21 protein-coding genes are annotated in these 22,899 nt (G+C 65.0%); 14 read left to right on the top strand and 7 right to left on the bottom strand.

All coding sequences use genetic code 11. The features are described 5' to 3' along the window. Positions 1 to 86 precede the first annotated feature (86 nt). From R6258_RS07575 to lnt, 4 genes are all read left to right on the top strand, one after another. Positions 87 to 1,190, top strand: a complete 1,104-nt coding sequence (locus R6258_RS07575; RefSeq protein WP_318449057.1) for a PhoH family protein — start codon at positions 87 to 89, stop codon at positions 1,188 to 1,190. Next, the gene (gene ybeY, locus R6258_RS07570) at positions 1,187 to 1,729 is read left to right on the top strand and encodes an rRNA maturation RNase YbeY (RefSeq protein WP_318449056.1); all 543 of its coding nucleotides are present in this window, start codon (positions 1,187 to 1,189) and stop codon (positions 1,727 to 1,729) included. Before R6258_RS07575 ends, ybeY begins: the two co-directional genes overlap by 4 nt. Next, positions 1,726 to 2,610: an HlyC/CorC family transporter gene (locus tag R6258_RS07565; protein ID WP_318449055.1), complete on the top strand. Its 885-nt coding sequence runs from the start codon at positions 1,726 to 1,728 to the stop codon at positions 2,608 to 2,610. The genes ybeY and R6258_RS07565 overlap by 4 nt, the downstream gene beginning before the upstream one ends. A gap of 100 nt (positions 2,611 to 2,710) precedes the next feature. After that, positions 2,711 to 4,177: an apolipoprotein N-acyltransferase gene (gene lnt / locus R6258_RS07560; RefSeq protein WP_318449054.1), complete on the top strand. Its 1,467-nt coding sequence runs from the start codon at positions 2,711 to 2,713 to the stop codon at positions 4,175 to 4,177. 11 nt (positions 4,178 to 4,188) lie between these two features. Here lnt and R6258_RS07555 read toward each other — a convergent pair whose 3' ends face one another. Further along, a complete protein-coding gene (locus tag R6258_RS07555; RefSeq protein ID WP_318449053.1) occupies positions 4,189 to 4,713 on the bottom strand; it encodes a zinc ribbon-containing protein in 525 nt (174 codons plus the stop codon). A gap of 299 nt (positions 4,714 to 5,012) precedes the next feature. Here R6258_RS07555 and leuS point away from each other — a divergent pair, with 299 nt between their 5' ends. Genes leuS through holA form a run of 3 tightly spaced genes read left to right on the top strand, consistent with a single transcriptional unit; the run spans position 5,013 to position 9,222 of the window. Next, entirely contained in the window at positions 5,013 to 7,607 is a 2,595-nt protein-coding gene (leuS, locus tag R6258_RS07550; RefSeq protein ID WP_318449052.1) for a leucine--tRNA ligase, read from the top strand. A 50-nt stretch (positions 7,608 to 7,657) separates the two neighbouring features. Beyond that, a complete protein-coding gene (lptE, locus tag R6258_RS07545; RefSeq protein WP_318449051.1) occupies positions 7,658 to 8,167 on the top strand; it encodes an LPS assembly lipoprotein LptE in 510 nt (169 codons plus the stop codon). Then, a complete protein-coding gene (gene holA / locus R6258_RS07540; protein ID WP_318449050.1) occupies positions 8,164 to 9,222 on the top strand; it encodes a DNA polymerase III subunit delta in 1,059 nt (352 codons plus the stop codon). The genes lptE and holA overlap by 4 nt, the downstream gene beginning before the upstream one ends. 87 nt (positions 9,223 to 9,309) lie before the next feature. Here holA and R6258_RS07535 read toward each other — a convergent pair whose 3' ends face one another. Both R6258_RS07535 and idi read right to left on the bottom strand, forming a co-directional pair. Next, positions 9,310 to 9,912, bottom strand: a complete 603-nt coding sequence (locus R6258_RS07535; protein ID WP_318449049.1) for a Yip1 family protein — start codon at positions 9,910 to 9,912, stop codon at positions 9,310 to 9,312. 99 nt (positions 9,913 to 10,011) lie between these two features. Continuing rightward, positions 10,012 to 10,548, bottom strand: coding sequence for an isopentenyl-diphosphate Delta-isomerase (gene idi, locus R6258_RS07530; protein WP_318449048.1), 537 nt, complete (start codon positions 10,546 to 10,548; stop codon positions 10,012 to 10,014). Between the two features lie 123 nt (positions 10,549 to 10,671). Between idi and R6258_RS07525 the strand changes: the two genes are divergently transcribed. Beyond that, positions 10,672 to 11,061: an MAPEG family protein gene (locus R6258_RS07525; RefSeq protein WP_318449047.1), complete on the top strand. Its 390-nt coding sequence runs from the start codon at positions 10,672 to 10,674 to the stop codon at positions 11,059 to 11,061. Positions 11,062 to 11,239: 178 nt separating this feature from the next. On the opposite strand, the gene fadA is transcribed toward R6258_RS07525, so the two are convergent. Together fadA and fadB are read right to left on the bottom strand one after the other, a co-directional pair. Beyond that, the gene (gene fadA / locus R6258_RS07520) at positions 11,240 to 12,418 is read right to left on the bottom strand and encodes an acetyl-CoA C-acyltransferase FadA (RefSeq protein WP_318449046.1); all 1,179 of its coding nucleotides are present in this window, start codon (positions 12,416 to 12,418) and stop codon (positions 11,240 to 11,242) included. A gap of 27 nt (positions 12,419 to 12,445) precedes the next feature. Next, positions 12,446 to 14,635, bottom strand: coding sequence for a fatty acid oxidation complex subunit alpha FadB (gene fadB, locus R6258_RS07515; protein WP_318449045.1), 2,190 nt, complete (start codon positions 14,633 to 14,635; stop codon positions 12,446 to 12,448). Between the two features lie 199 nt (positions 14,636 to 14,834). Between fadB and R6258_RS07510 the strand changes: the two genes are divergently transcribed. From R6258_RS07510 to R6258_RS07500, 3 genes are all read left to right on the top strand, one after another. Continuing rightward, positions 14,835 to 15,974, top strand: coding sequence for a DUF5924 family protein (locus R6258_RS07510; protein ID WP_318449044.1), 1,140 nt, complete (start codon positions 14,835 to 14,837; stop codon positions 15,972 to 15,974). Positions 15,975 to 16,041: 67 nt separating this feature from the next. Beyond that, the gene (gene slyA, locus R6258_RS07505; protein ID WP_318449043.1) at positions 16,042 to 16,491 is read left to right on the top strand and encodes a transcriptional regulator SlyA; all 450 of its coding nucleotides are present in this window, start codon (positions 16,042 to 16,044) and stop codon (positions 16,489 to 16,491) included. A 265-nt stretch (positions 16,492 to 16,756) separates the two neighbouring features. Beyond that, positions 16,757 to 17,212: a universal stress protein gene (locus R6258_RS07500; protein WP_318449042.1), complete on the top strand. Its 456-nt coding sequence runs from the start codon at positions 16,757 to 16,759 to the stop codon at positions 17,210 to 17,212. Between the two features lie 68 nt (positions 17,213 to 17,280). On the opposite strand, the gene R6258_RS07495 is transcribed toward R6258_RS07500, so the two are convergent. Then, complete coding sequence (locus R6258_RS07495; RefSeq protein ID WP_318449041.1) at positions 17,281 to 19,212, bottom strand: ATP-binding cassette domain-containing protein; 1,932 nt, start codon at positions 19,210 to 19,212, stop codon at positions 17,281 to 17,283. A gap of 73 nt (positions 19,213 to 19,285) precedes the next feature. Between R6258_RS07495 and R6258_RS07490 the strand changes: the two genes are divergently transcribed. Both R6258_RS07490 and R6258_RS07485 read left to right on the top strand, forming a co-directional pair. After that, entirely contained in the window at positions 19,286 to 20,179 is an 894-nt protein-coding gene (locus tag R6258_RS07490; protein ID WP_318449173.1) for a TatD family hydrolase, read from the top strand. Next, entirely contained in the window at positions 20,179 to 20,664 is a 486-nt protein-coding gene (locus tag R6258_RS07485; RefSeq protein WP_318449040.1) for a hypothetical protein, read from the top strand. The genes R6258_RS07490 and R6258_RS07485 overlap by 1 nt, the downstream gene beginning before the upstream one ends. Positions 20,665 to 20,677: 13 nt before the next feature. Here the strand turns inward: R6258_RS07485 and R6258_RS07480 are convergent, their stop codons facing one another. Further along, positions 20,678 to 21,262: an elongation factor P hydroxylase gene (locus R6258_RS07480; RefSeq protein ID WP_318449172.1), complete on the bottom strand. Its 585-nt coding sequence runs from the start codon at positions 21,260 to 21,262 to the stop codon at positions 20,678 to 20,680. 138 nt (positions 21,263 to 21,400) lie between these two features. On the opposite strand from R6258_RS07480, the gene R6258_RS07475 reads away from it, so the two are divergent. After that, entirely contained in the window at positions 21,401 to 22,852 is a 1,452-nt protein-coding gene (locus R6258_RS07475; RefSeq protein ID WP_318449039.1) for an MATE family efflux transporter, read from the top strand. The last annotated feature ends 47 nt before the right edge of the window (positions 22,853 to 22,899 follow it).

Raw genomic sequence — 22,899 nt, 5'->3', positions numbered from 1 at the left:
GACAATCGGCTGCATTTGTTTGCCCCGGGCTCACCCGGGGCACTAAGCTGACTTCATGTACCCCGACACCATATGGAAGCCTGTTCTTGAGCCAACAAAGTTCTCCGGCCAATCGCATCCTCACCCTGACCCTCGAGCCCAACGACCCCATGCGGCTGGCCAAGCTCTGCGGGCAGCAGGATGAACATCTCAAACTGATCGAATCGCGCCTCGGCGTGACCCTGCGCAACCGCGGCAACACCTTCCAGCTGGCCGGCCCCGGGCCGCACGTCAAGGCCGCGGCCAATGTCGTCGAGCATCTCTATCGCGAGACCGAATCCGGCGAGCTTGACCCCGATACCGTGCACCTGTTCCTGCAGGAATCGGGCATCGAGGCGCTCGAGGAGGAGCAAGGCACGAGCGGCGACGGCGAGGTGATCATCCGAGCTCCGCGTGCCGTCATCAAGCCGCGCGGCTTGAACCAGCAGAACTACGTCGCCAGCATCCGCAAGCACGACATCAACTTCGGCATCGGCCCGGCTGGCACCGGCAAGACCTACCTGGCCGTCGCCGCCGCCGTCGAGGCGCTCAACCAGCAGCAGGTGCGGCGCATCCTGCTGGTGCGCCCGGCGGTCGAGGCCGGCGAGAAACTCGGCTTCCTGCCCGGCGACCTGGCCCAGAAGATCGATCCCTACCTGCGCCCGCTCTACGACGCGCTCTACGAGATGATCGGCTTCGAACAGGTGGCCAAGCTGATCGAGCGCCAGGTGATCGAGATCGCTCCGCTCGCCTACATGCGCGGGCGCACGCTGAACAATGCCTTCATCATTCTCGACGAGAGCCAGAACACCACCCGCGAACAGATGAAGATGTTCCTGACCCGCATCGGCTTCGGCTCCACCGCGGTGATCACCGGTGACATCACCCAGGTCGACCTGCCGCGCGGCCAGCAGTCGGGGCTGATCCAGGTTCTCGATGTGCTCAAGGACACGCCGGGGATCGGCGTCACCCACTTCGCCGCCAAGGACGTGGTCCGTCACCCGCTGGTGCAGCGGATCATCGAGGCCTACGACTACTTCGAGGCCGAGCAGGAAGCCGACGACCGCGCCCGCCGCGAGGCCCGCGAAACGGCCCGTCGCGAGCGGCAGGCGGCCGAAGTCGGCGCGTCCGAATCGCGCGGCGACGCCTCCCCGGGCGAGAGCGTCTCATGAACGACGACCCTGGGCCGCTGATCGACCTGCAACTGGCCACCGAGCGCAACGCTGAGCTGCCCGGCGTCGAGGCGCTGAGCCGTTGGGTCGCGGCGACCCTCGCCGAGCATGCGCGTGTCTCGGGACAGCCCACCATCGCTGCGCCAGCGGCGCCGGAGCTGACCATCCGGCTGGTCGATGACGACGAAAGCCAAGCGCTCAATCGCGACTACCGCGGCAAGGATCGACCTACCAATGTACTTTCATTCCCCTTCGAGGCGCCGCCCGGCATCGACCTGCCGCTGCTCGGCGACCTGGTGATCAGTCATCCGACCATGCGTCGCGAAGCCCGCCAGCAGCACAAGCCGCTGGCCGATCACTACGCCCATTTGGTGATCCACGGCACCTTGCATTTATTGGGTTACGACCATATAGATGAGGCTGAAGCCGAGATCATGGAGGCCCTCGAGCGCGCCGTTCTCGATGGCTTCGGCATCCCCGATCCCTATGCGCTTGCCGATGACGAGCGTGACAGCGAGGACACGAGACCCGACGCATGAGCGAAGACCGATCGAGCAGCCAGGGCGGCAAGTCCTGGCTCGAGAAGTTGTTCAATGCCTTTTCCAGCGATTCCGACGAACCCAATTCGCGCGACGAATTGCTGGTTTTCCTGCGCGAGGCCGCCGCCAAGCTGCGCCTGGATCCGGACGCCCTGACGATCATCGAGGGCGCCTTCCAGATCAGCGATCAGCAGACCCGCGAAGTGATGATCCCGCGTTCGCAGGTCACCGCCATCGGCATCGACCAGGCCCCGGAGGACTACCTGCCGGTCATCTTCGAAACCGGCCACTCGCGCTACCCGGTGATCGGCGAGAATCTTGACGAGGTGCTCGGCATACTGCTGGTCAAGGATCTGCTGCAGCTGCTGCAGGTCAACGACGGCGAGCGTGACCGCATCGCCTTGCGCGAAGTGATCCGGCCGGCGATGTTCATCCCCGAGTCCAAGCGCCTCAACAGCCTGCTCAAGGAGTTCCGCGACACCCACAACCATATGGCTGTGGTCGTCGACGAATATGGCGGCACGGCGGGCATCGTGACCATCGAGGACATCCTCGAGCAGATCGTCGGTGACATCGAGGACGAGCACGACACCGACGAGGAAGACGATATCCGCGACATGGGTGACGGCAGCTTCGCGATTCGTGCCTTGACCCCCATCGACGACTTCAACGAACGCTTCGACACCGAGTTCTCCGACGATGAGTTCGACACCGTCGGCGGACTGGTGATGCAACGCTTCGGTTACCTGCCGCGGCGCGGCGAGCAGGCCCACCTCGGCGAATGGCGCTTCACCGTGCTGGGCGCCGATAACCGGCGCATCCGCCTGCTGCAGGTCGAACAGGTCGCCGAAGGGGTGACCGACGACGAACGCGACGACTAGGAGTCTGTCGGGTTCGACCGGTGGCCAACCGGTGGCGGGTGGTTTCGCTTAGCACAACGGCTCTGGTATAAGAGGCACGTCCCGCTACGGAGTGCCTTGAATGCCCACTGTTTACCGGCCCTGGATGGGCTATCTGGCCGCCCTTATCGCCGGCTGTCTGACCACGCTGACCTTCTCGCCATTCCAGCTCTGGTGGCTGGGTCCGGTGGCCGTCGCCCTGGTGTTCGTCGGATTTCACGCCCAGACCCCGGGGCAGGCGGCACTGCGCGGCTGGAGCTATGGCGTGGGCCTGTTCGGCTCGGGCACCTCGTGGATCTACGTATCGATTCACGATTACGGCTACACCGGCGTGCCGCTGGCGGTATTCCTGACCGCGTTGTTCGCGGTAGCCCTGGCGCTGTTCTATGCCGTGCCATTCTGGTTCTACCGGCGTTTCACCGGAGCACGCCTGGCCTGGCTCAGCTTCGCCGGAATGTGGGTGCTCGCCGAGGTGCTGCGCACCTACCTGTTCACCGGCTTCCCCTGGCTGCTGCTGGGTAGCGCACACGTCGACTCGCCACTGGCACCGCTGGCGCCGCTCGGCGGCGTCTATCTACTTAGCCTGGTCACCGCGCTCAGCGGCACGCTACTGGTCGAACTGCTGCGGCGACGCTGGTGGACGTTCGTGCCGTTGGCTGCGATGTGGCTGGCGCCGCTGACGTTCCCCGGGCAATGGACGACGCCCGGCGAAACGACCCGCGTGGCGCTATTGCAGGGCAATCTGCCGCAATTGATGAAATGGACCGCCGAGGGCCAGCGCAACGCCGCCAATACCTACACCCGTCTGACCCGCAGCCTCGAAGACGATATCCAGTTGATCGTCTGGCCGGAAACCGCGCTGCCGATGTTCGAGCGACAGGCCCAGCCGCTGCTCGAACGCATCCAGGCGACGCTGCCCACCGATGCGGCACTGCTGACGGGCATCGTCGAACGCGACGAACAGGGCGACTACTACAATGCGGTGATCGCTTTCGGCGATAGCCAGGGGCGCTATCGCAAGGAGCATCTGGTGCCGTTCGGCGAATTCATGCCGCTGGAGTGGCTGTTGCGCGGCATCATCGCGTTCTTCGACCTGCCGATGTCGAGTTTCTCGGCCGGCGCGCATGACCAGCAACCGATCAACGCGGCCGGCCTGAGCATCGGCACGGCGATCTGCTACGAGATCATCTACCCCGATCTGGTGGCGAGTCGGGCGCGCCAGGCCGGGGTACTGCTGACGGTCTCCAACGATACCTGGTTCGGGGGCTCCATCGGGCCGCTGCAACACTTGCAGATGGCCCGTCTCAGAGCGCTCGAGAACGGCCGTTACGTAATGCGCGCCACCAGCAATGGGGTCACCGCGATAATCGATCCCCAGGGGCAAGTCACCCATCGCGCACCGCAGTTCGAAACCGCGCAGGTGGTCGGCGAGGTTCGCACCATGCAGGGCGAAACGCCCTTCACGCGCACCGGCAGCTGGCCGACCTGGCTGCTCGCCGCCTTGATGCTCGCCCCCGGGCTACGCTTGCGCCGAGCCCGGCGGCGCTGATTCACAGCCAGTCACTCGGCCGCGCCGCTAGCCGGTGCGCGCTCGAAATAGCGATGCCCACAGGCGTGACAGGGCTCGAGCCGGGTGACCCGCTCCAGTGCCAGTGTCTCCCCGCAATGCACGCAAGCCATGCGTCCCGGCGCGGCCAGTTCGCCCTCGACGTAATCGGCGCGTGCGGCTTCCAGGTCATCCTCGAAGCGTTCGCGCTCGATCACGCTGCGATCGGCGATCGACAACAGCGCCTCGCTGACCTTGCGGGACAGCACGCTCAGGTCGATGCCCAGCCAGCTGGCCACACCACTGCCACCGGCGGCCAGATAGCGACGCAGGTCCTTCAAGTCGCGCTCGACCCAGGCTCGCAGCAACGACATCTCATCCTTGGTGAACTCCTCCACCTCGACTTCGAAGGCCACCGCTTCATCGAGCTCATGTTGCAGCCGCTCCCAGGAGAGCTCGTCGGCACCGTCGCGCATGCGGTGCAGCACGCGCTCGTAGGCGTCGTGCAGTCGCCGATCCTGTTGATTGTCGTCACTCATGGCGCCTCTCCTATCGATTCTCGGGTGCTGGCCTTACAGTGGCCGGCCTTGCCGGCGGCCCTACCTGCCCATGCACGTCTTGGGGTATCCTTGGGCCTGCATTCACGATATTCCATGCCTGCCACCATTAATTTTCTAACACATTGTGTGGCAGGGTGTTATCTCCAGCGGTTTCGTCGCGCTCCCCGCTCGTCGGGTCGAGCCGACGCCACCGATCAGGTCGGCACCGGCGCCCGGTGCTGCGAATCACGAGCCCAAGGAATCCTCGATTCCCCAACGCAAGGTGCCCCGCGCAAACGATGGACACTCAGTACCAGCCCCACGCGATCGAATCGGCCGCCCAGACCTACTGGGACAAGAACCAATGCTTCAAGGCCGTCGAGGACGCCAATCGCGAGAAATTCTACTGCCTGTCGATGTTCCCCTACCCCAGCGGCAAGCTGCACATGGGGCATGTGCGTAATTACACCATCGGCGACGTGGTCTCGCGCTATCAGCGCATGCAGGGCAAGAACGTCATGCAGCCGATGGGCTGGGACGCCTTCGGCATGCCGGCGGAGAACGCCGCGATCAAGAACCGCGTGCCGCCCGGGGACTGGACCTACCAGAACATCGACTACATGCGCCGCCAGCTCAAGGCGTTGGGCTTCGCCTACGACTGGAGCCGCGAATTCGCCACCTGCGACGTCGACTACTATCGCTGGGAGCAGTGGTTCTTCGCCCGCCTGGTCGACAAGGGGCTGGTCTACAAGAAGATGGCCGCGGTCAACTGGGACCCGGTGGACAACACCGTGCTCGCCAACGAACAGGTGATCGACGGGCGTGGCTGGCGCTCCGGCGCGCTGGTCGAGCGCAAGGAGATCCCGCTGTGGTTCCTCAAGATCACCGATTATGCCGAGGAACTGCTCGCCGATCTCGACCATGTCGACTGGCCCGAGCAGGTCAAGACCATGCAGCGCAACTGGATCGGCAAGTCGCGCGGGGTCGAGCTGAGCTTCGACGTCAGCGGCCGTGACGAGACGCTGGATGTCTACACCACCCGCCCCGACACGCTGATGGGGGTGACCTACGTCGCCGTCGCTGCCAGCCATCCGCTGGCCAGGGCCGCTGCCGAGCGAGACCCTTCGCTGGCAGGCTTCCTCGAGGAATGCGCTCGCGGCGGCACCTCGGAAGCCGACCTGGCGACCATGGAGAAGCGCGGCCGCGACACCGGTTTCACCGCGCGCCACCCGCTGACCGGTAACGAAGTGCCGATCTATGTCGCCAACTTCGTACTAATGGAATACGGCACCGGCGCGGTGATGGCCGTTCCCGGGCACGACCAGCGCGACTGGGAATTCGCCACCAAGTACGACCTGCCGATCGTCGCGGTGATCGCCGACGAACGTGGCGACGCTCCGGATCTCAGCCAAGGTGCTTATGTCGACCATGGCGCGCTGATCAATTCCGGCGAGTTCGACGGCCTCGACTTCGATGCCGCCTTCCAGGCAATCGCCGCCCGGCTCGAGTCCGACGGCCGCGGCACGGTCAAGACCAACTTCCGGCTGCGTGACTGGGGCGTCGCCCGCCAGCGCTACTGGGGCGCGCCGATCCCGGTCAAGTACGGGCCCGAGGGCCAGACCGTGGCGCTGACCAACGAGGAACTGCCGGTCGCCCTGCCGATGGAGGTCGAGGTCGACGCCAGCGGCTCGCCGCTCAAGAAGATGCCGGAATTCTACGACCTGGGCGATGGCTGGACCCGCGAGACCGACACCTTCGATACCTTCATGGAATCGTCCTGGTACTACGCGCGCTTCGCCTGCGCCGACAACCTCGAGGCGATGCTCGACGAGCGCGCCGATTATTGGCTGCCGGTGGATCTGTACATCGGTGGCATCGAACACGCCATCCTGCATCTGCTCTACGCGCGCTTCTTCCACAAGCTGATGCGCGACTTCGGGCTGATCCAAAGCGACGAGCCGTTCCAGCGCCTGCTGACCCAGGGCATGGTGATCGCCGAGACGTTCTCTCGCGAGGCCGACAACGGCGGCAAGGACTGGTTCAATCCCGCCGACGTCGAGGTCAAGCGCGACGACAAGGGCCGCCCGGTCAGCGCGGTGTTGAAGAGCGACGGCCAGCCGGTACAGATGGGCGGCATCGAGAAGATGGCCAAGTCGAAGAACAACGGTGTCGATCCGCAGGCGATGATCGATCGCTTCGGCGCCGACACCGTGCGCCTGTTCATGATGTTCGCCGCCCCGCCGGAGCAATCGCTGGAGTGGTCCGACGCCGGCGTCGAGGGTGCGCATCGCTTCATGAAGCGCCTGTGGAAGCTGGTCGCCGACCATCTGGCCGCCGAGGAAAGCGCCGGAGCCGTACCGGCGCTCGCCCCTCAGGCGCTCGATGACACGCAGAAGGGGCTGCGCCGCAAGACCCACGAAACCATCAAGAAGGCCAGCGACGACATCGGTCGGCGCACTACCTTCAACACCGCCATCGCCGCGGTGATGGAACTGACCAATGCACTCGGCCGTTTCCATAGCGAGAGCGGCTACGCTAGCCCGCAGAGCCTGGCCGTGGCCCGCGAGGCGGTCGAGGCCTGCGTGCTGCTGCTCGCCCCGATCACGCCGCATGCCTGCCATGCGCTGTGGCAGGCACTCGGCCATCGCGAACCGGCCATCGATGCCCGCTGGCCCGAGCTCGACGAGCGTGCGCTGGTCAAGGATAGCCTCGAGCTCGCCGTGCAGGTCAACGGCAAGCTGCGCGCGCGCATCGAGATCGCCCCCGACACAGCCAAGGACGCCGTCGAGGCCGCAGCGCTGGCCAACGAGAACGTCCAGCGGCACATCGAGGGCAAGACACTGCGCAAGGTGATCGTGGTGCCGGGCAAGCTGGTCAACATCGTCGCCAATTGATCGTGGCCACCCAGAGCGCGTGCCGATAACCACAATGCAAGGAGCTAGCCGTGAAGCGCCGCACCTTTCTCGCCCGTACCCTGAGCGTCGCCCTGGTCGGCGCCAGCATTGCCGCCCTGCCCGGCTGCGGCTTTCATCTGCGCGGCACCGGGGCCACGCAAAACCTCGGCATCGAGCGCCTGGCGCTGGCAGCGACACCCTCGGCGCTCAGCGACAGCGTGAGCCGTGCGCTGCGCGACGCCGGTATCGAACTGAGCGATGCAGCGCCGCTGCGCCTCAATCTCGGCGAAGAGCGCATTCAGGAGATCGATCTGAGCGGCGGCAATAGCGGCACCCACGAGATCGAGCTGCAACTCGAGGCGCCTTTCTCGGTCCAGCGCACCGCCGACAATGCCTACCTGCTCGACCAGCAGCAAGTACAGGTAGCCACCACCTTCAGGGCCAACGACGATGAGCTGCTGACCCGGGACGACGATCGCGAGCAGGCGCTCGAAGCGCTGCGCCGCGACGCCGCCCAGCGCCTGATCGACCGGCTGAGCAACCTGGACGCCGCGCGGTGAAGGTCTTCCCCGACAAGCTGCCCGAGACACTGGCCAAGAAACTGCCGCCGGTGGTCATCGTCGCCGGCGATGAGCCGCTGATTCAGCGCGACGCCTGCGACGAGGTCAGGAAGGTGGCCCGCGAACGCGGCATCGAGGAGCGCGAGGTGCTGCATGTCGAGCCCGGTTTTCAGTGGGGGCGGCTTACCGAGTCCGCCGCCAGCATGTCGCTGTTCGCCACCAGCAAGCTCATCGAGTTGCGACTCGGCGACCAGGCCCCCGGCCAGGAAGGCGGCAAGGCGCTGGAAGCGTTTGCCGCCCAGGCCCCCGGCAGCGAGGATGTGCTGCTGATCTCGGCGGGCCGGCTCGATCGCAAGCAACAGCAGAGCAAGTGGTTCAAGGCGCTCGACAAGCTCGGCGTGTTCGTTCCGGTGTGGCCGGTCGATCATTCGCGGCTGGGCTTCTGGATGCGCGATCGGGCCACTCGCTACGGACTCCAGCTCGACATGGACGCCGCCCGGTTGCTCGGCGAGCGCACCGAGGGCAACCTGCTCGCCGCCGACCAGGAATTGCAGAAGCTTTCCCTGCTGCAGCCTCCCGGCGCACGACTCAACGCCGAGGCGATCGCCACGGGCGTCGAGGACAGCGCCCGCTACGATGTCTTCACGTTGACCGAGGCCTGCCTGCGCGGCGAACGCGAACGCGCCGTGCGTATCGTACGTGGCCTGCGCAGCGAAGGCATCGAGGCACCGGTGGTGCTGTGGGCGCTGAGTCGCGAGATGCGTACGCTGCTCTCGCTGCAACAGCACCTCGAACAGGGCCAGAGCCTCGAGCACGCCTGCAAGCAGCAGCGCCCGATGATTCCCGAAAAGCGCCGCCCCAATTACCAGCAGGCGCTGCAGCGCCTGCCCCATCGTCGCCTGCATAAATTGCTGCTGTTCGCTCAGCGCATCGACCAGGCCGTCAAGGGCGGCCTGGCGTTACCGGTATGGGATGCGCTCAACGACCTCGCACTGACCATGGCCGGCGGGCGCGGCCTGCTCGCCGAGCTGCCGCAGACCTACCGTAGCGGTTAGGCAGTCTTCACGACTCGCCCTCTCTGAGCGCATAAGAAACCGGGCGTCATCGACGCCCGGTTTCTTGTACGAATTGGCAGCTGTGCATCATAGCTCGACCCCCAGCAGCCGAGCTCCGTAGCCCCAGAGCAGCACGGTGATGCCCAGTAGCGCCTCGAGGACCAGCACGCCAATCCCCAGTGTCGACCCGGTGACGATAAAACCCTCCTCATTGCTAATGCCCAGAAAGGCCGGGATGCCGACATAGAGCAGGTAGGCGCTGTAACAGAGACCGACAATAATCGCCAGCGAGCACAGCCAGAGCAGCGGGTAAAGTGCGACCAGCCCACACACGAACATTGGCGTCGCCACGTAGCCGGCGAAGATGATGCAACTGCGCCGACTGGGCGGTTTGGAATAGCGCCGTGCCAGCCAATGGATGACCACGCCCATCAAGCCCACGGCGGCCAGGATGGTGACGTAGAAGGCGACCCCAGCGAAAAAGGCGTCCAGATATGAAAGGCGTATCGTTTCCCCACCCCCGTAATCCCAGCCGACCTGGGTCGTACCGATGAAGGCGCACACCACCGGGATCGCCGCCAGCGCCAGTACGTGGTGAGCATAGAGGTGGGTCAGCGTCTCCCGTTCGCTCTGGATCTGTCTCCATTCCCGGTTCGGGTGCGCCAGCAGTCCCCAGACGTGCGTGAGCATGTAAACACCTCCTTTATCACCGATTGCGCAAACAGGCTGCGTATCCATAGCGTAGCCGAAACCATCATCCTGCTATGTAGTATAGGCAACGCTTGGAAGTCACTCAGGAGCGAGCTGCGCGATGCCGGTCTCGGCACCGCGCGCCATATAGATTCGCAGCCAGGGCGTGAACGCATGCGGTGACTCGGCGATTTCACGGCGCAGCGCCGCACTATCCAGCCAGCGGTAATCGCTGACCTCATTAGGGTCGGGACGGAGCGTCATGCGCTTCGCATCGCACTCGGCGAAGAACAGGTGCACGTGCTCATTCTCCACCAGACCGCCCCCGACATCGGCCCGGTAACCCATGATTCCGGCGCTGCGCAGCTCCAGAAGCAACCCCATCTCCTCCTCGAGCCGGCGATGGGCGCAATCGATCACCGCCTCGCCCCAATCCGGATGCGAGCAGCAGGCATTGGCCCATTGCCCCGCCGAGTGGTACTTGCCCCTGGCACGCCGCTGCAGCAATACGCTAGCGCCCGAGAACACGAAGACAGAAATGGCTACGTGCCGCATCCCGGAGCGGTGTGCCTCGAGCTTGTCGATGGGGAACAGCTGGCCATCCGCGTCGATGCCGGTGATCTGGCGTTGGTCCATGGCATCTCCTCGCACGGTGTGGCCTCGAGTGTAACCGATCGGTAGGCAACGCCGGCTCACTTGGTGCTTCATCGGATTGCGCTTATGCTGCGATTTCCATGAAGAGAGCGATTGGAGAACCCCGTGAGCATTCCCCTCTGGTGCCTGCTGGTCGTAGCGTTGCTGCCCTATCCGCTGGCTTTCCTCGGCGGTTATTGCCGCCGCCGCCAATTGGGCCGTTTCGACAACCATCATCCGCGTGCGCAATACGCCGAGATGACCGGCCTCGGCGCGCGTGTCTGGGCGGCCCAGCAGAACGCCTGGGAGGCGCTTATCTTCTTTACCGCCGCGGTCGTTGCCGCCGAAATCGCCGGCGTGCAGGGGAGTATGGCGGCAGTCGCCGCCGTGGTGTTCGTGATTGCCCGGGTACTGCATGCGCTGTGCTATATCGCCGATTGGGCTACGCCACGCTCATTGATTTTCGTGATGGGCTTTGTGGCCGGCCTGACGCTGTTTGGGCTCGCCGCGCTCTAGCCTCCACTACTAGAAAGCCGCCCGTAGGCGGCTTGGAATTGGTGCTTGCTGCAGCTCTTAATAATAGAACCTATTGGTAATAGTGTTAACAATAAACTCCTAACAATGAAAGCCCGCCAAGTGCATACCGGTAACTAAGCGCCACCGGCTTGAGGCTTGGTGGTTTTACAGGGCGCCCCTACTTGAGGCGCTCGAAGACCGTCGCCACACCCTGGCCCATGCCGATGCACATCGTCGCCAGCCCCAGCGTGGTGTCCTGCTGACGCATCACGTTGAGCAGCGTGGTCGAGATTCGCGCCCCCGAGCAACCCAACGGATGGCCCAGCGCAATGGCGCCGCCATTGAGATTGACCGCCTCGTCCATGCGCTCACGCAGGCCGAGATCCTTGAGTACCGGCAGCGCCTGGGCGGCGAAGGCCTCGTTGAGCTCGACGGTCTGGATGTCGTCGATCTTGAGCCCCGCCGCGGCGAGCGCCTTCTTGCTCGCCGGCACCGGGCCGTAGCCCATGATCGAGGCATCGCAGCCGGCCACGCCGGTGGACAGCACCCGGGCGATCGGCTCGAGGCCCAGCGCCTTGGCACGCTCGTAACTCATCACCGCGAGCCCCGAGGCACCCACCGACAAGGCCGAGGACGTGCCGGCCGAGACGGTGCCACCTTTCGGATCGAAGATCGGCTTGAGCTTGGCCATGTCCTCGAGATTAGCGTCGATACGCACTACCTCGTCGCGGGTCACGAGCTGCCGGAAGCCTTCGCTATCGTGGCCCTCGACACCGATGATCTCGTTGTCGAAGTAACCCTTCTCGTTGGCGGCCAGCGCGCGCTGATGCGAGCGCACCCCGAAGCGATCCTGCTCTTCGCGGGTGACGCCGTGCATCTTGCCCAGCAGCTCGGCGGTCAGGCCCATCATCATCGCCGCCTTGGCGGCGTACTTGCTGGCCGCCGGGTTGACGTCGACCCCATGGTCCATCGGCACGTGCTCCATGTGCTCGACGCCGCCGATGACGTAGAAGTCGCCCATGCCGGCCTTGATGTTGGCGGCGGCGATGTGCAGCGCGCTCATCGACGAACCGCACAGGCGGTTGACGGTCTGCGCCGGTACCGAGCGCGGAATGCCGGTCATGATCGCCGCGTTGCGGGCGATGTTCATCGCCTGTTCGAGGGTCTGGTTGACGCAGCCCCAGATCACGTCGTCGACCTCGGCGGGATCGAGCTTGGGGTTGCGATCGAACAGCGCCTGCATCACCGCGGCGGACAGGTTTTCGGCACGCACGTTGCGAAACGCCCCGTGCTTGGCCTTGGCCATGGCGGTGCGCACGGCATCGACCACCACGATGTCCCTGGAATTCAAACTCATCTCGTCTCTCCTGAAATACGTGGCGGGTCAGGCCGGATTCTGGCTGGAAGCCGCATCGGCGGCGTAGAAGCGCTCGCCGTTGGCGGCCATTTCGCGAAGCCGCTGGGTCGGCGCGTAGAGCGGCCCGAGCTCTTCAGCCAAACGCTCGGCGAGGGCCACGAACTCGGCCACGCCCATGGCGTCGATATAGCGCAGCGCTCCCCCGCGGAACGGCGGGAAGCCGATGCCGTAGATCAGCGCCATGTCGGCCTCGGCCGGCGTGCCGACGATGCCGTCCTCCAGGCAACGCACGGTTTCCATGCACAGCGGCACCATCATTCGCGCGACGATCTCGTCGTCCTTGAAATCGCGTTTGGCGACCGCCACTTCGCCGACCAACGTCTTGGCCTGCTCGTCGGAGACCTTCCTGGGCTTGCCCTTCTTGTCTTCCTCGTAGCGGTAGAAGCCCTTGCCGTTCTTCTGTCCCAGGCGCTCGTTTTCGTACATCACCTGGATGGCCGTTTTCCCGTCGCGTGCCATGCGCTCGGGGAAGCCCTCGGCCATCACCTCGTTGGCATGCACGGCGGTATCCATGCCCACCACGTCGAGCAGGTAGGCCGGGCCCATCGGCCAGCCGAACTTCTCCATGACCCTATCGACACGCTCGAAGTCGGCCCCCTGCTCGACCAGGAAACTGAAGCCGCCGAAGTAGGGGAACAGCACACGATTGACCAGGAATCCCGGGCAATCGTTGACCACGATCGGCGTCTTGCCCATCTTGCGGGCGTAGGCGACGGCCGCCGCCACGGCGGCATCGCCGGTCTTCTCGCCGCGAATGACCTCGACCAGCGGCATGCGGTGCACCGGATTGAAGAAGTGCATGCCGCAGAAGTTCTCGGGGCGCTTCAGGTTCTGCGCCAGCCGGTTGATCGAGATCGTCGAGGTATTGGAGGTAAGGATGGTGTTTTCGCCGACCTGCCCTTCGACCTCGGTGAGCACCGCGTCCTTGATCTTGGGATTCTCGACCACCGCCTCGACGATGAGATCGACCTCGCCGAAATCGCCGTAGGAGAGCGTGGGGCGAATATTGGTCAGCGCCTCGGCCATCTTCTCGGTGGTCAGCTTGCCGCGCTCGACCTGCTTGGAAAGCAGCTTGCGCGCCTCCTTCAGCCCCAGTTGGACGGCTTCTTCCTTGATGTCCTTCATCAGGATCGGCGTGCCCTTGTAGGCGCTCTGGTAGGCGATTCCGCCGCCCATGATGCCCGCGCCGAGTACCGCCGTCAGGTTGACCGGCGCGGACTGCTTCTCGTACTGGCTGCCCTTCTTCTTGACCAACTGATCGTTGAGGAATAGCCCCACCAGGTTGAAACAGACATCGGTCATCGCCAGCTTGGCGAAGGCCTTGGCCTCGATCGCCTGGGCCCGTTCGCGCCCTTCGCCGGCGCCCTTCTGGATGACTTTGATGGCTTCGATCGGTGCCGGGTAGTGCGGCCCGGCCTTGCCGGCGACATAGCCCTTGGCGGTCTCGAAGACCATCATCTGCTCAATGGCGTTGAGCTTGAGCGGGCCGGTCTTTTCGGCGCGACGCGCCCGGTAATCCAGCTCACCGTCGTTGGCGCGCGCCAGGATGTCCAGCGCCGCGGCTTCGAGCCGCTCGGCCGGCACCACCGCATCGACTGCGGCGATCTTCAGCGCCTGGTCGGCCTTGTTCTGCGAGCCGGCGGCGATCCACTCGATGGCGTTGTCGGCGCCGGTGAGTCGCGGCAGGCGCACGCAGCCACCCCAGCCGGGAAGAATCCCCAGCTTGGTTTCCGGCAGGCCGACCTGGGCCGAATCCGCCATCACCCGGAAATCGGTGGTCAGGGTGAGCTCGAAGCCGCCACCCAACGCCAGGCCATTGATGGCGGTGACGGTGGGAAACGGCAGGTCCTCGATACGATTGAACAGCGCATGAACCTGTTGGTTCATGTCGACCAGATAGTCCTCGCCCCTGGCGAACAGACCGTGGAACTCAGTGATGTCGGCCCCGACGATGAATACGTCCTTGGCGCTCGCAATCACCAGTCCCTTGATGCCCTGCTCGGCGTCGAGCGCGTCGATCGCGTCGATCGCCTCTCTCAATTGTGCGATGACGGTGCTGGAGAGCTTGTTGATCGACTCGTCCTGCAAGTCGAAGGTCAGCATGGCGATGCCATCGCTGCGTTTCACAACCGACAGGGCGCTGCCTTGGTAGATCATGGACCCATCTCCACGGGTTGAGAAGAATATTCATACAAGCGTTTGAATACGGTTAGCTTGAGTCAAGCCCGGTGGCTTCGTCAAGCACTGAATGGCGCCTCCGCAGCGCTGTCGCGACGAGGCGACTCCCTCAAGCACGGCGACAGCTGCTAGGATGCGCCACTTCGCAACGATCACGAGCCCTGACCGAGTTAGCCCCATGAGCGTCGCCGCACAGCCTCGTCTGATTCGCCTGCATCACTTCACCGAACGCTGGGTGAAGCGTTTGCGGCCCTATGCCTGGCTGTGGCCGCCCATGGCGTTTCTGATCGGCGCGCTGAGTTTCTTCCTGGTCGACCGTCAGCAGGCACTCGGCGTCATGCTGGCGCTGGGCCTGTTGTTCGCCTGGGTACTGCTGCTTTCCGAAAGCATGATAGGCCGTATCCTGGCACGTCGGGGCTATCCCACCCTGCCCTCCGGGGTAACCACCTTCATCGCCCAGATGATCCACCAGGAAACGCTGTTCTTTACCCTGCCTTTTCTGCTGGCGACCACCGTCTGGGCCAGTGGTCAGGCGTTCTTCACCCTGGCGATGATCGGCTGCGCTTTGCTCTCGATTCTCGACCCGCTCTATTTCAAGCTCGCCGAGCGCCACCGCTGGCTATACTTTGCCTTCCACGCGCAATGCGTATTCCTGGTGGTGCTGGTCACCCTACCCCTGATGCTTCAACTGACTACCGGCGAGAGCCTGTTGCTCGCGGTGATGGCGATCATGATCTTTGGCCTGCCGAGCCTGATTCATCTGTTGCAGCCCAAGGGACTGCTACGCTGGCTGGCGATGATCGGCCTGGCATTGTTGCTGGGTGCAACCGCCTGGGCCGGCCGCGCCTGGGTGCCGCCGGCAACGCTGTGGTTGACCGGCACCGCATTGTCGCCGAGCTTCGAGACGGGCCGCCGCCAGCCCAGCGGTAGCCTCGCACTGACCAATAGCGCCCTGAGCGATCATGGCCTCTATGCCTATACGGCGATCCGCGCGCCCCGCGGGCTGCGCGAGAAGATTTATCATGTGTGGCGCCACGAGGGGCAGTTGATCGATCGCATTCCCTTGATCATTCACGGTGGACGCGAGCAGGGCTACCGTGCCTGGACGCACAAGCAGCACTTCCCCAAAGACAGCGCAGGCCGTTGGCGCATCGAAGTGATGACCGCCACCGGCCAGCTTATCGGCGTAATGCACTTCACGGTCGCCGAGTCGGCCGAACGGGCCGACTCGGCCGATGGCATAATCCGTTCTCCGGCCGGCATTCCCGGTCTGGACGTGCGGCAATTGTTGCCTGGCGGTGATGAGACAACACCATAGGAGGGTTGCATTGCGCCGTGGTTTACGGAAAATTGACTGAATATTAGCCTGCGAAATGACAATGCCAATGCCTGAGACCATCGGATTCAAACTATCACGCCTGCCGCGTCTGTGGCGCGCCATCCTCGATGAGCGCCTGGCGCCGCTGGATCTGACCCAGACCCGCTGGGTCACTCTCTATCACCTGTGGCAGATGGGCGACGGCCAACCGCAGTGCGACCTGGCCCGAGCCATCGGCGTCGAGGCGCCCTCGCTGGTGCGCACGCTCGACCAGCTGAGCGACCAGGGCCTGATCGAGCGCCGCCCCTGCCCCAACGACCGGCGTACCAAGCGGGTCTATCTGACCGAAAGCGCGATGCCTTTGCTGGAGCAGATCGTGGCGATCGCCGATCAGGCGCGCACCGAGATTCTCGAGGGCGTCTCGCAACAGGAGGTCGCCACCCTCGAGGATCTGCTGAACCGCATCGAGCGCAACGCCCTGCGCCTACAGACGCGCAGTCCCGAGGGCGATTGCTAGACCCGCAAACCGGCCTCACCGCCCGATGGCAGGCCGCACACTTCGCTTCGCTACCCGAGCGGCGCGTTGAGCGCGCCGCGCCTTAGCTCATCGCCCTCCAGGCCATCACGCAGCCACGCCGGCGAAACAATCGCCAACAGGGGCAGTGCGAAACCGAGCAAAACGTCATGTCTTATCCTGAAACGTTGATAAGGGTCGTTGTGAGGCAGACACTCTGGATTTAGAGTGAACGCATTCAATCGTTGAATGAGGGAGGGCCCTTCCCATGAGTAACGAATACCGTCATGTACTGGTCGCCGTGGATCTGACCAAGGATTCGTACAAGGTGCTGGAGCGTGCCATTCCCATTGCCCGGCGCAACCACGCCAAGCTGTCGATCATCCATACGCTGGAACCGTTGGGTTTCGCCTATGGCGGCGATATCCCCATGGATTTGACCAGTATCCAGGATCAGTTGGACGATCATGCCAAGCATCGCCTGGCCGAGATCGCCGATCCCCACGATATCCCTCGAGAGGATCAATACGTGGTGGTGGGCATGCCGGATACCGAGATCCACCGCTTCTCGAAAGAGCATGGCGTCGATCTGATCGTGGTCGGCTCACATGGCCGTCATGGTTTCGCCCTGCTGCTGGGCTCGACATCGACGGGCGTGCTGCATGGCGCCGAATGCGACGTCCTGGCGGTACGCGTCGGCAAGGACGGCGAAACCGACGAGTGACCGTCGAGAGTTGACGCGCTAGAGCGCGGCCGCAGGCCGGCAGCTCGCCTGCCGGCCTGCGGCCGCGTCTATTCGCCGTTCGCCATGGCCTCCAGCTCCATCCAGCGCTCCATGGCCGCATCGAGTTCTGCCTGCTTGGCGGACAGCGCCTCGAGCGTCTCGGTCACCGTCTCGGCATCCTGACGATAGAATCCCGGATCGGCGACCTTCGCCTCGAAGTCGGCGATCTGCGCCTCGAGCGACTCGATGGCCGCCGGCAGGTTATCCAGCTCGCGCTGCAGCTTGTAGGAGAGCTTGACTGCCTTCTTGGCGGACTTCGGCGCGGCCGGGCTGGGCGTGGACTCCGGTTTCTCGCTGCCCTCGCTCCTGGCACTCTTGTCGACGCCCGCGGCGTCGAAGGCCCAGGGCGCCGGCGGTAGTTTGCCGCCCTGGCGCACCCAGTCGCTGTAGCCGCCGACGTATTCGTTGACGCGACCGTCACCCTCGAAGGCCAGCACCTCGGTGACCACGTTGTCCATGAACACCCGGTCGTGCGAGACCAGCAGCAGCGTTCCCGAAAAGTCGAGCAGCAATTCCTCGAGCAGTTCCAGCGTCTCGACGTCGAGATCGTTGGTCGGTTCGTCGAGCACTAGCACGTTGGCCGGCTGGGTGAACAGCTTGGCCAGCAACAGCCGGTTCGATTCACCGCCCGACAGCGCCTTGACCGGCTGCCGGGCACGCTCGGGAGTGAACAGGAAATCCTGCAGGTAGCTGATGACGTGCTTGTCCTTGCCGCCCACGCTGACCCGATCGCTGCCCTGGGCGACATTGTCGTAGACGCTCTTTTCCGGTTCCAGCCCGGCGCGCAGCTGATCGAAGTAGGCCACGCTGATGTTGGTGCCCATGCGCACCTGGCCCTCGCTGGGCTCGAGTTCGCCGAGCAGGATCTTGAGCAGCGTGGTCTTGCCGGCCCCGTTGCGTCCGATCAGCCCCACCCGATCGCCGCGCTGGATCTCGAGATCGAGATCGCGAATCACCCAGTCGTCGCCGTAACGCTGACTGACGCCGCTGAGCTCGACCACGCGCTTGCCGCTGCGCTCGCCACCGTCGACGCGGATCGTCGCCCGGCCCTGGCGTTCGCGCCGTTCGGCACGCTCGCCACGCATCTTCTGCAGCGCGCGTACCCGTCCCTCGTTGCGGGTTCGCCGGGCCTTGATGCCCTGGCGAATCCACGCCTCTTCCTGGGCGAGCTTCTTGTCGAACTCGGCGTGCTCGCGAGCCTCGACCTCGAGCTCGTGGTTCTTCTGGGCCTGATAGCGCGCGTAATCGCCGGGGTAGCGTCCCAGCCGGCCACGGTCGAGTTCGAGGATGGCGGTGGCCAGGCGCGACAGAAAGGCCCGGTCGTGGGTGATGAACAGCACCGCACCGCCGAATGCCGCCAGTTGTTCCTCGAGCCAGGTGATGGTGTCCAGGTCGAGATGGTTGGTCGGCTCGTCGAGCAGCAGCAGATCGGGGTCGGAAACCAGCGCCCGGGCCAGCGCCACACGCCGCCGCCAGCCGCCGGACAGCGCACTCATCAGGCTGTCGGCAGGCAGTCCGAGCCGGGTCAGCACGGTATCGATGCGCTGATGGAACGACCAGCCGTCGATCGCCTCGAGCCGCGTTTGCAACTGCGCCAGGCGGTTCATGTCGGGATCGTCCGACTGGATCAGATGATGATATTCGGCGAGCAGTTCACCGGCCTGGGGCAGCCCCTGGGCGACGACGTCGAAGATCGTCTCGCCGCTGGCCACCGGCAAGTCCTGGGCCAGCACGCCGATGCGCAGGCCCGGGGCGCGCCAGATGGTGCCGCCGTCGGGAAGATTGTCGCCGGCCACCAGTCCCAGCAGGGTCGACTTGCCGGTGCCGTTGCGCCCCACCAGTGCCAGGCGCTCACCCCGTTCCAGGGTCAGGTCGGCACCGTCGAGCAGGACCTGGGGGCCATAGGCCAATTGCAGCTGTTCGAGCCGTAGCAGCGTCACGCCTACCTCGTCGTGGCAAGTTTCATGGATGAGCATTGTAACGCATGGCCGAGGCCGCGTGGCCTTGGGTACAATGATCGATCCCGCGACCCAGGAGACCGACGTGAGCGACACCTCGCCAGGCACCGCCGACAGCGCCAATCCGCTGCCCGAGGCGCTGCGCTTCAAGGCCGGCGCGCCGCTGGTCGATATCGGCGCCAACCTGACCCACGACAGCTTTCGCCGCGACGTCCCGGCGGTGATCGAACGCGCCCGCGACGCCGGTGTCGAGACGCTGATCGTCACCGGCACCGATCTGCAGCATGCGCATCAGGCACTCGAACTGGCCGCTCGCCATGCGGGGCTTCATGCCACCGCCGGCGTGCACCCGCACGAGGCCAGCCAGTGGTCGGCCACGCTGGCCAGGGAGTTCGCCACGCTGTACCGCGAGCCGGGGATCGTCGCCGTCGGCGAGTGCGGGCTCGATTTCAATCGCAACTTCTCGTCGCCGGCCGATCAGGAGCGCGCCTTCGAAGCGCAACTGGGGCTTGCCGTCGAGGCCGGCCTGCCGTTGTTCATCCACGAGCGCGACGCCGGTCCACGCATGCTCGAGATGCTCAGGAGCTGGCGCGACGACATTGTCGACGCCGTCATCCACTGTTTCACCGGCGAACGCAAGACGTTGCACGGCTATCTCGACCTCGACCTGCACATCGGCCTGACCGGCTGGCTGTGCGACGAACGTCGCGGCCACCATCTGCGCGAGTTGCTCGCCGACATCCCGCTCGAACGCCTGATGGTCGAGACCGACTGCCCCTACCTGCTGCCGCGCAACCTGCCGGCGAAGGCGCCCGGGCGACGCCACGAGCCCGCCTTGCTGCCGTGGATCGTGCGCGAGATCGCCCACTGGCGCGGCGGCGACGAAGCCGACATTTGCCGGGCAACCACGGCAACGGCACAACGCTTCTTCCGCTTGGAGGATCACTGATGGCGGATTTCCCCGGCTTCATCACCGTCGAGACCGGTGAAGACGACGCACTCCCGCTGGCCATCGCCTGGGCGCTGCCCGACGGCCAGATCAAGCACACCCTGATCCAGCCCGACGACGAATGGCTGAACGACGAACTGCTCAAGCTTGGCGACTACAGTCTGGAAGAGCTGCGCACCTTCGGCGTCAGTCCGCTGGACGTCATCCGCGAACTCGAAGGCGACCATTACAGCGCCACACTATTCACCGCCGGCGTGTTCGATGATGAAGCCGGCCTGTCGCGATTGTTCGACGACTATGGCGTCGACCCGTTCGTCGAGTTGGCCCCCGCCGAGAGCCTTTACCCCGACCTCGCGGCCGGCGAATGGGCGCGCGCACGCAACGAGCTGTTCGGCGAGCTGGGGCTCGAACCGTTGCGCCCCGATCATGAAGTGCAGGTCATGCTCTACCTTCATCAGCGACTGATCGAGGACGCCGCCAGCTAACCCGGCGTATCCGTCACGCTACGCAGCCCTCCGCCGCGCCGCGGGCCAGACGCTCGCGGCCCATGGCGACCGCCTCATCGAGCGATGCCCCTTCCCGATAGAAGGCCTCCAGCGCGATGCAAAAAGCCTCGCCACGCCGCGGCAGCCCTTCGCGCCGGTAACGCTCGGCACGGGCCTCGACGCGCGCTCTGAAGGCTTCGCGGTCGACCGGGACGTCGCCGAGGTTGTCGACGCTGACGTGGAAGCGCCGTCGGCAGGCGTGCGAAAACAGCAGCTCCAGGGCCTGCGGCGCCACCTCGGCGGCCTCGAACGCCTGCTGTGCACCGGCATCGCGCCCATCGGGGCAATACCAGTAGCCGTAGTCCTCGAGTTGCCGGCGACGCTCGCCAGCGATGCACCAGTGGCTGATCTCGTGCAGCGCGCTGGCGAAATAGTCGCGCGTGAAGATCACTTGGTGATAGCCGTCGCCATCCCCGGCCGGCCGATAAAGCGGCTCTTCGCCGCCGGCCACCAACTGGGTGCGGTGAGCCGTGCTAAACAGGCCATCGAACAGGGTGATGACGTCGTCGATGCGATGGAAATCGGTAGCGTCGTTCATGGCCGGCATTATACGAGTCGTTCACCCAGCTGGCACCCGCTCGCCGTATCCTGCGACATCGGTCGCGTAGGCAGGCCCTCGCGAGTCGCCTAGAATGGCGGTTTTCTCTACCTCCGTCGGCCGATAGGGAGCGTCGCCGTGGCGACAACCGGAAACCGCTGGCAGCGCTGGCGGCGAGAAAACGCCGCGCTGATACGCTTGGCGCTGCCCATCTGCGGCGCGCAACTCGCCCAGTCGGGGATGAGCGTGACCGACGTGATCATGGCCGGGCGCGCCAGCGCGACCGATCTCGCGGCGATCTCGGTCGGCTCCAGCCTGTGGCTGCCATTGATGCTGTTCGCCACCGGCACGTTGATGGGCCTGACGCCGATCGTCGCCCAGCTACTGGGCGGCAAGCGCGTCGCGCAGATCCGCCCCTTCGTGCATCAGGCCCTGTGGCTGGCGCTGGCCCTAGGCGTGATCGCCGCCCTGCTGCTGGCGTTCGCGGTGATGCCGGTGTTTCGCCTGATGGCGGTCCCCGAGCACGTCGCTTCGCTCTCCGCCAGCTACTTGGCGATGGTCGCCTTCGGCATGCCGGGCGTGGCCGCCTTCCAGGCATTGCGCGCCTTCGCCGATGGCATGAACCATACGCGCCCGGCGCTATGGATCAGCCTGCTGGGGCTGGGCGTGAACATTCCCTGCAACTATCTGTTGATCTACGGCGGCCCCGGCCTCGAGGCGCTGTTCGGCGATGCCCTGCCCGCGGCGCTAGGTCGGCTGCCGGCGCTGGGCGCGGTAGGCTGCGGCATCGCCACCGCGCTGGCGATGTGGGTGATGTGTCTCGCGCTGCTGGCCTATACGCACCGCAGCGCGATATTCGCGCCACTGCATCTCTGGTCGAGGCTGGCCCGCCCGCAGCGCGCCATGCTCGGTGAATTGCTGCATGTCGGCGCACCGATCGGGGTGGCGATCTTCGTCGAAGTGACGCTGTTCACGCTGATCGCGCTGTTCATAGCCAGTCTCGGCGAGATCGCCGTCGCCGCGCACCAGGTTGCGCTCAATTACACCTCGATCCTGTTCATGCTGCCGCTTTCGCTGGGCATGGCGCTGACGGTGCGCGTAGGCCATACGCTGGGCAGCGGGCAGCGACGCGGCGCCGCCTTCGTGGCCTGGAACGGCATCGTCGCCTGCCTGCTGGTGGCGCTGCTCAACGATTTGATCCTGTGGCTCACCGCGGGGCCGGTGGTGGCGCTTTACACTCCTAACGAAGACGTTCAGTCGCTGGCCAGGTCGCTGATCTGGCTGGCCATGATCTATCAGTTTTCCGATGCCCTGCAGGTCAATCTGGCGGGGGCGCTGCGCGGCTACAAGGATACGCGCATCATCATGGCGATCACCCTGGTGTCCTACTGGGCGGTGGGCCTCGGCGGCGGCTACCTGCTGGGCAGCGTCGGCATCGCCGACTGGCAGCCACTCGGCGTCTACGGTTACTGGCTCGGTCTGGTCGCGGGTTTGAGCGTCGCCGCGCTGCTTTTGGGGTGGCGCCTTTGGCGGGTCTGCCAGGCGGGCACTGATATCGCCGCCGCACACGCATCCGCCGACAGGGGTTAACTTCAACCAGCGAGCTGTGCTAATAGTGAATCGAGGCCTAGGCCGAA

The sequence above is a fragment of the Halomonas sp. HP20-15 genome, from assembly GCF_033446685.1.
Taxonomy (GTDB): Bacteria; Pseudomonadota; Gammaproteobacteria; order Pseudomonadales; family Halomonadaceae; genus Modicisalibacter.
Note: the sequence above shows the minus strand (reverse complement) of the source record. Positions and strands in the feature narration are given on the sequence as shown.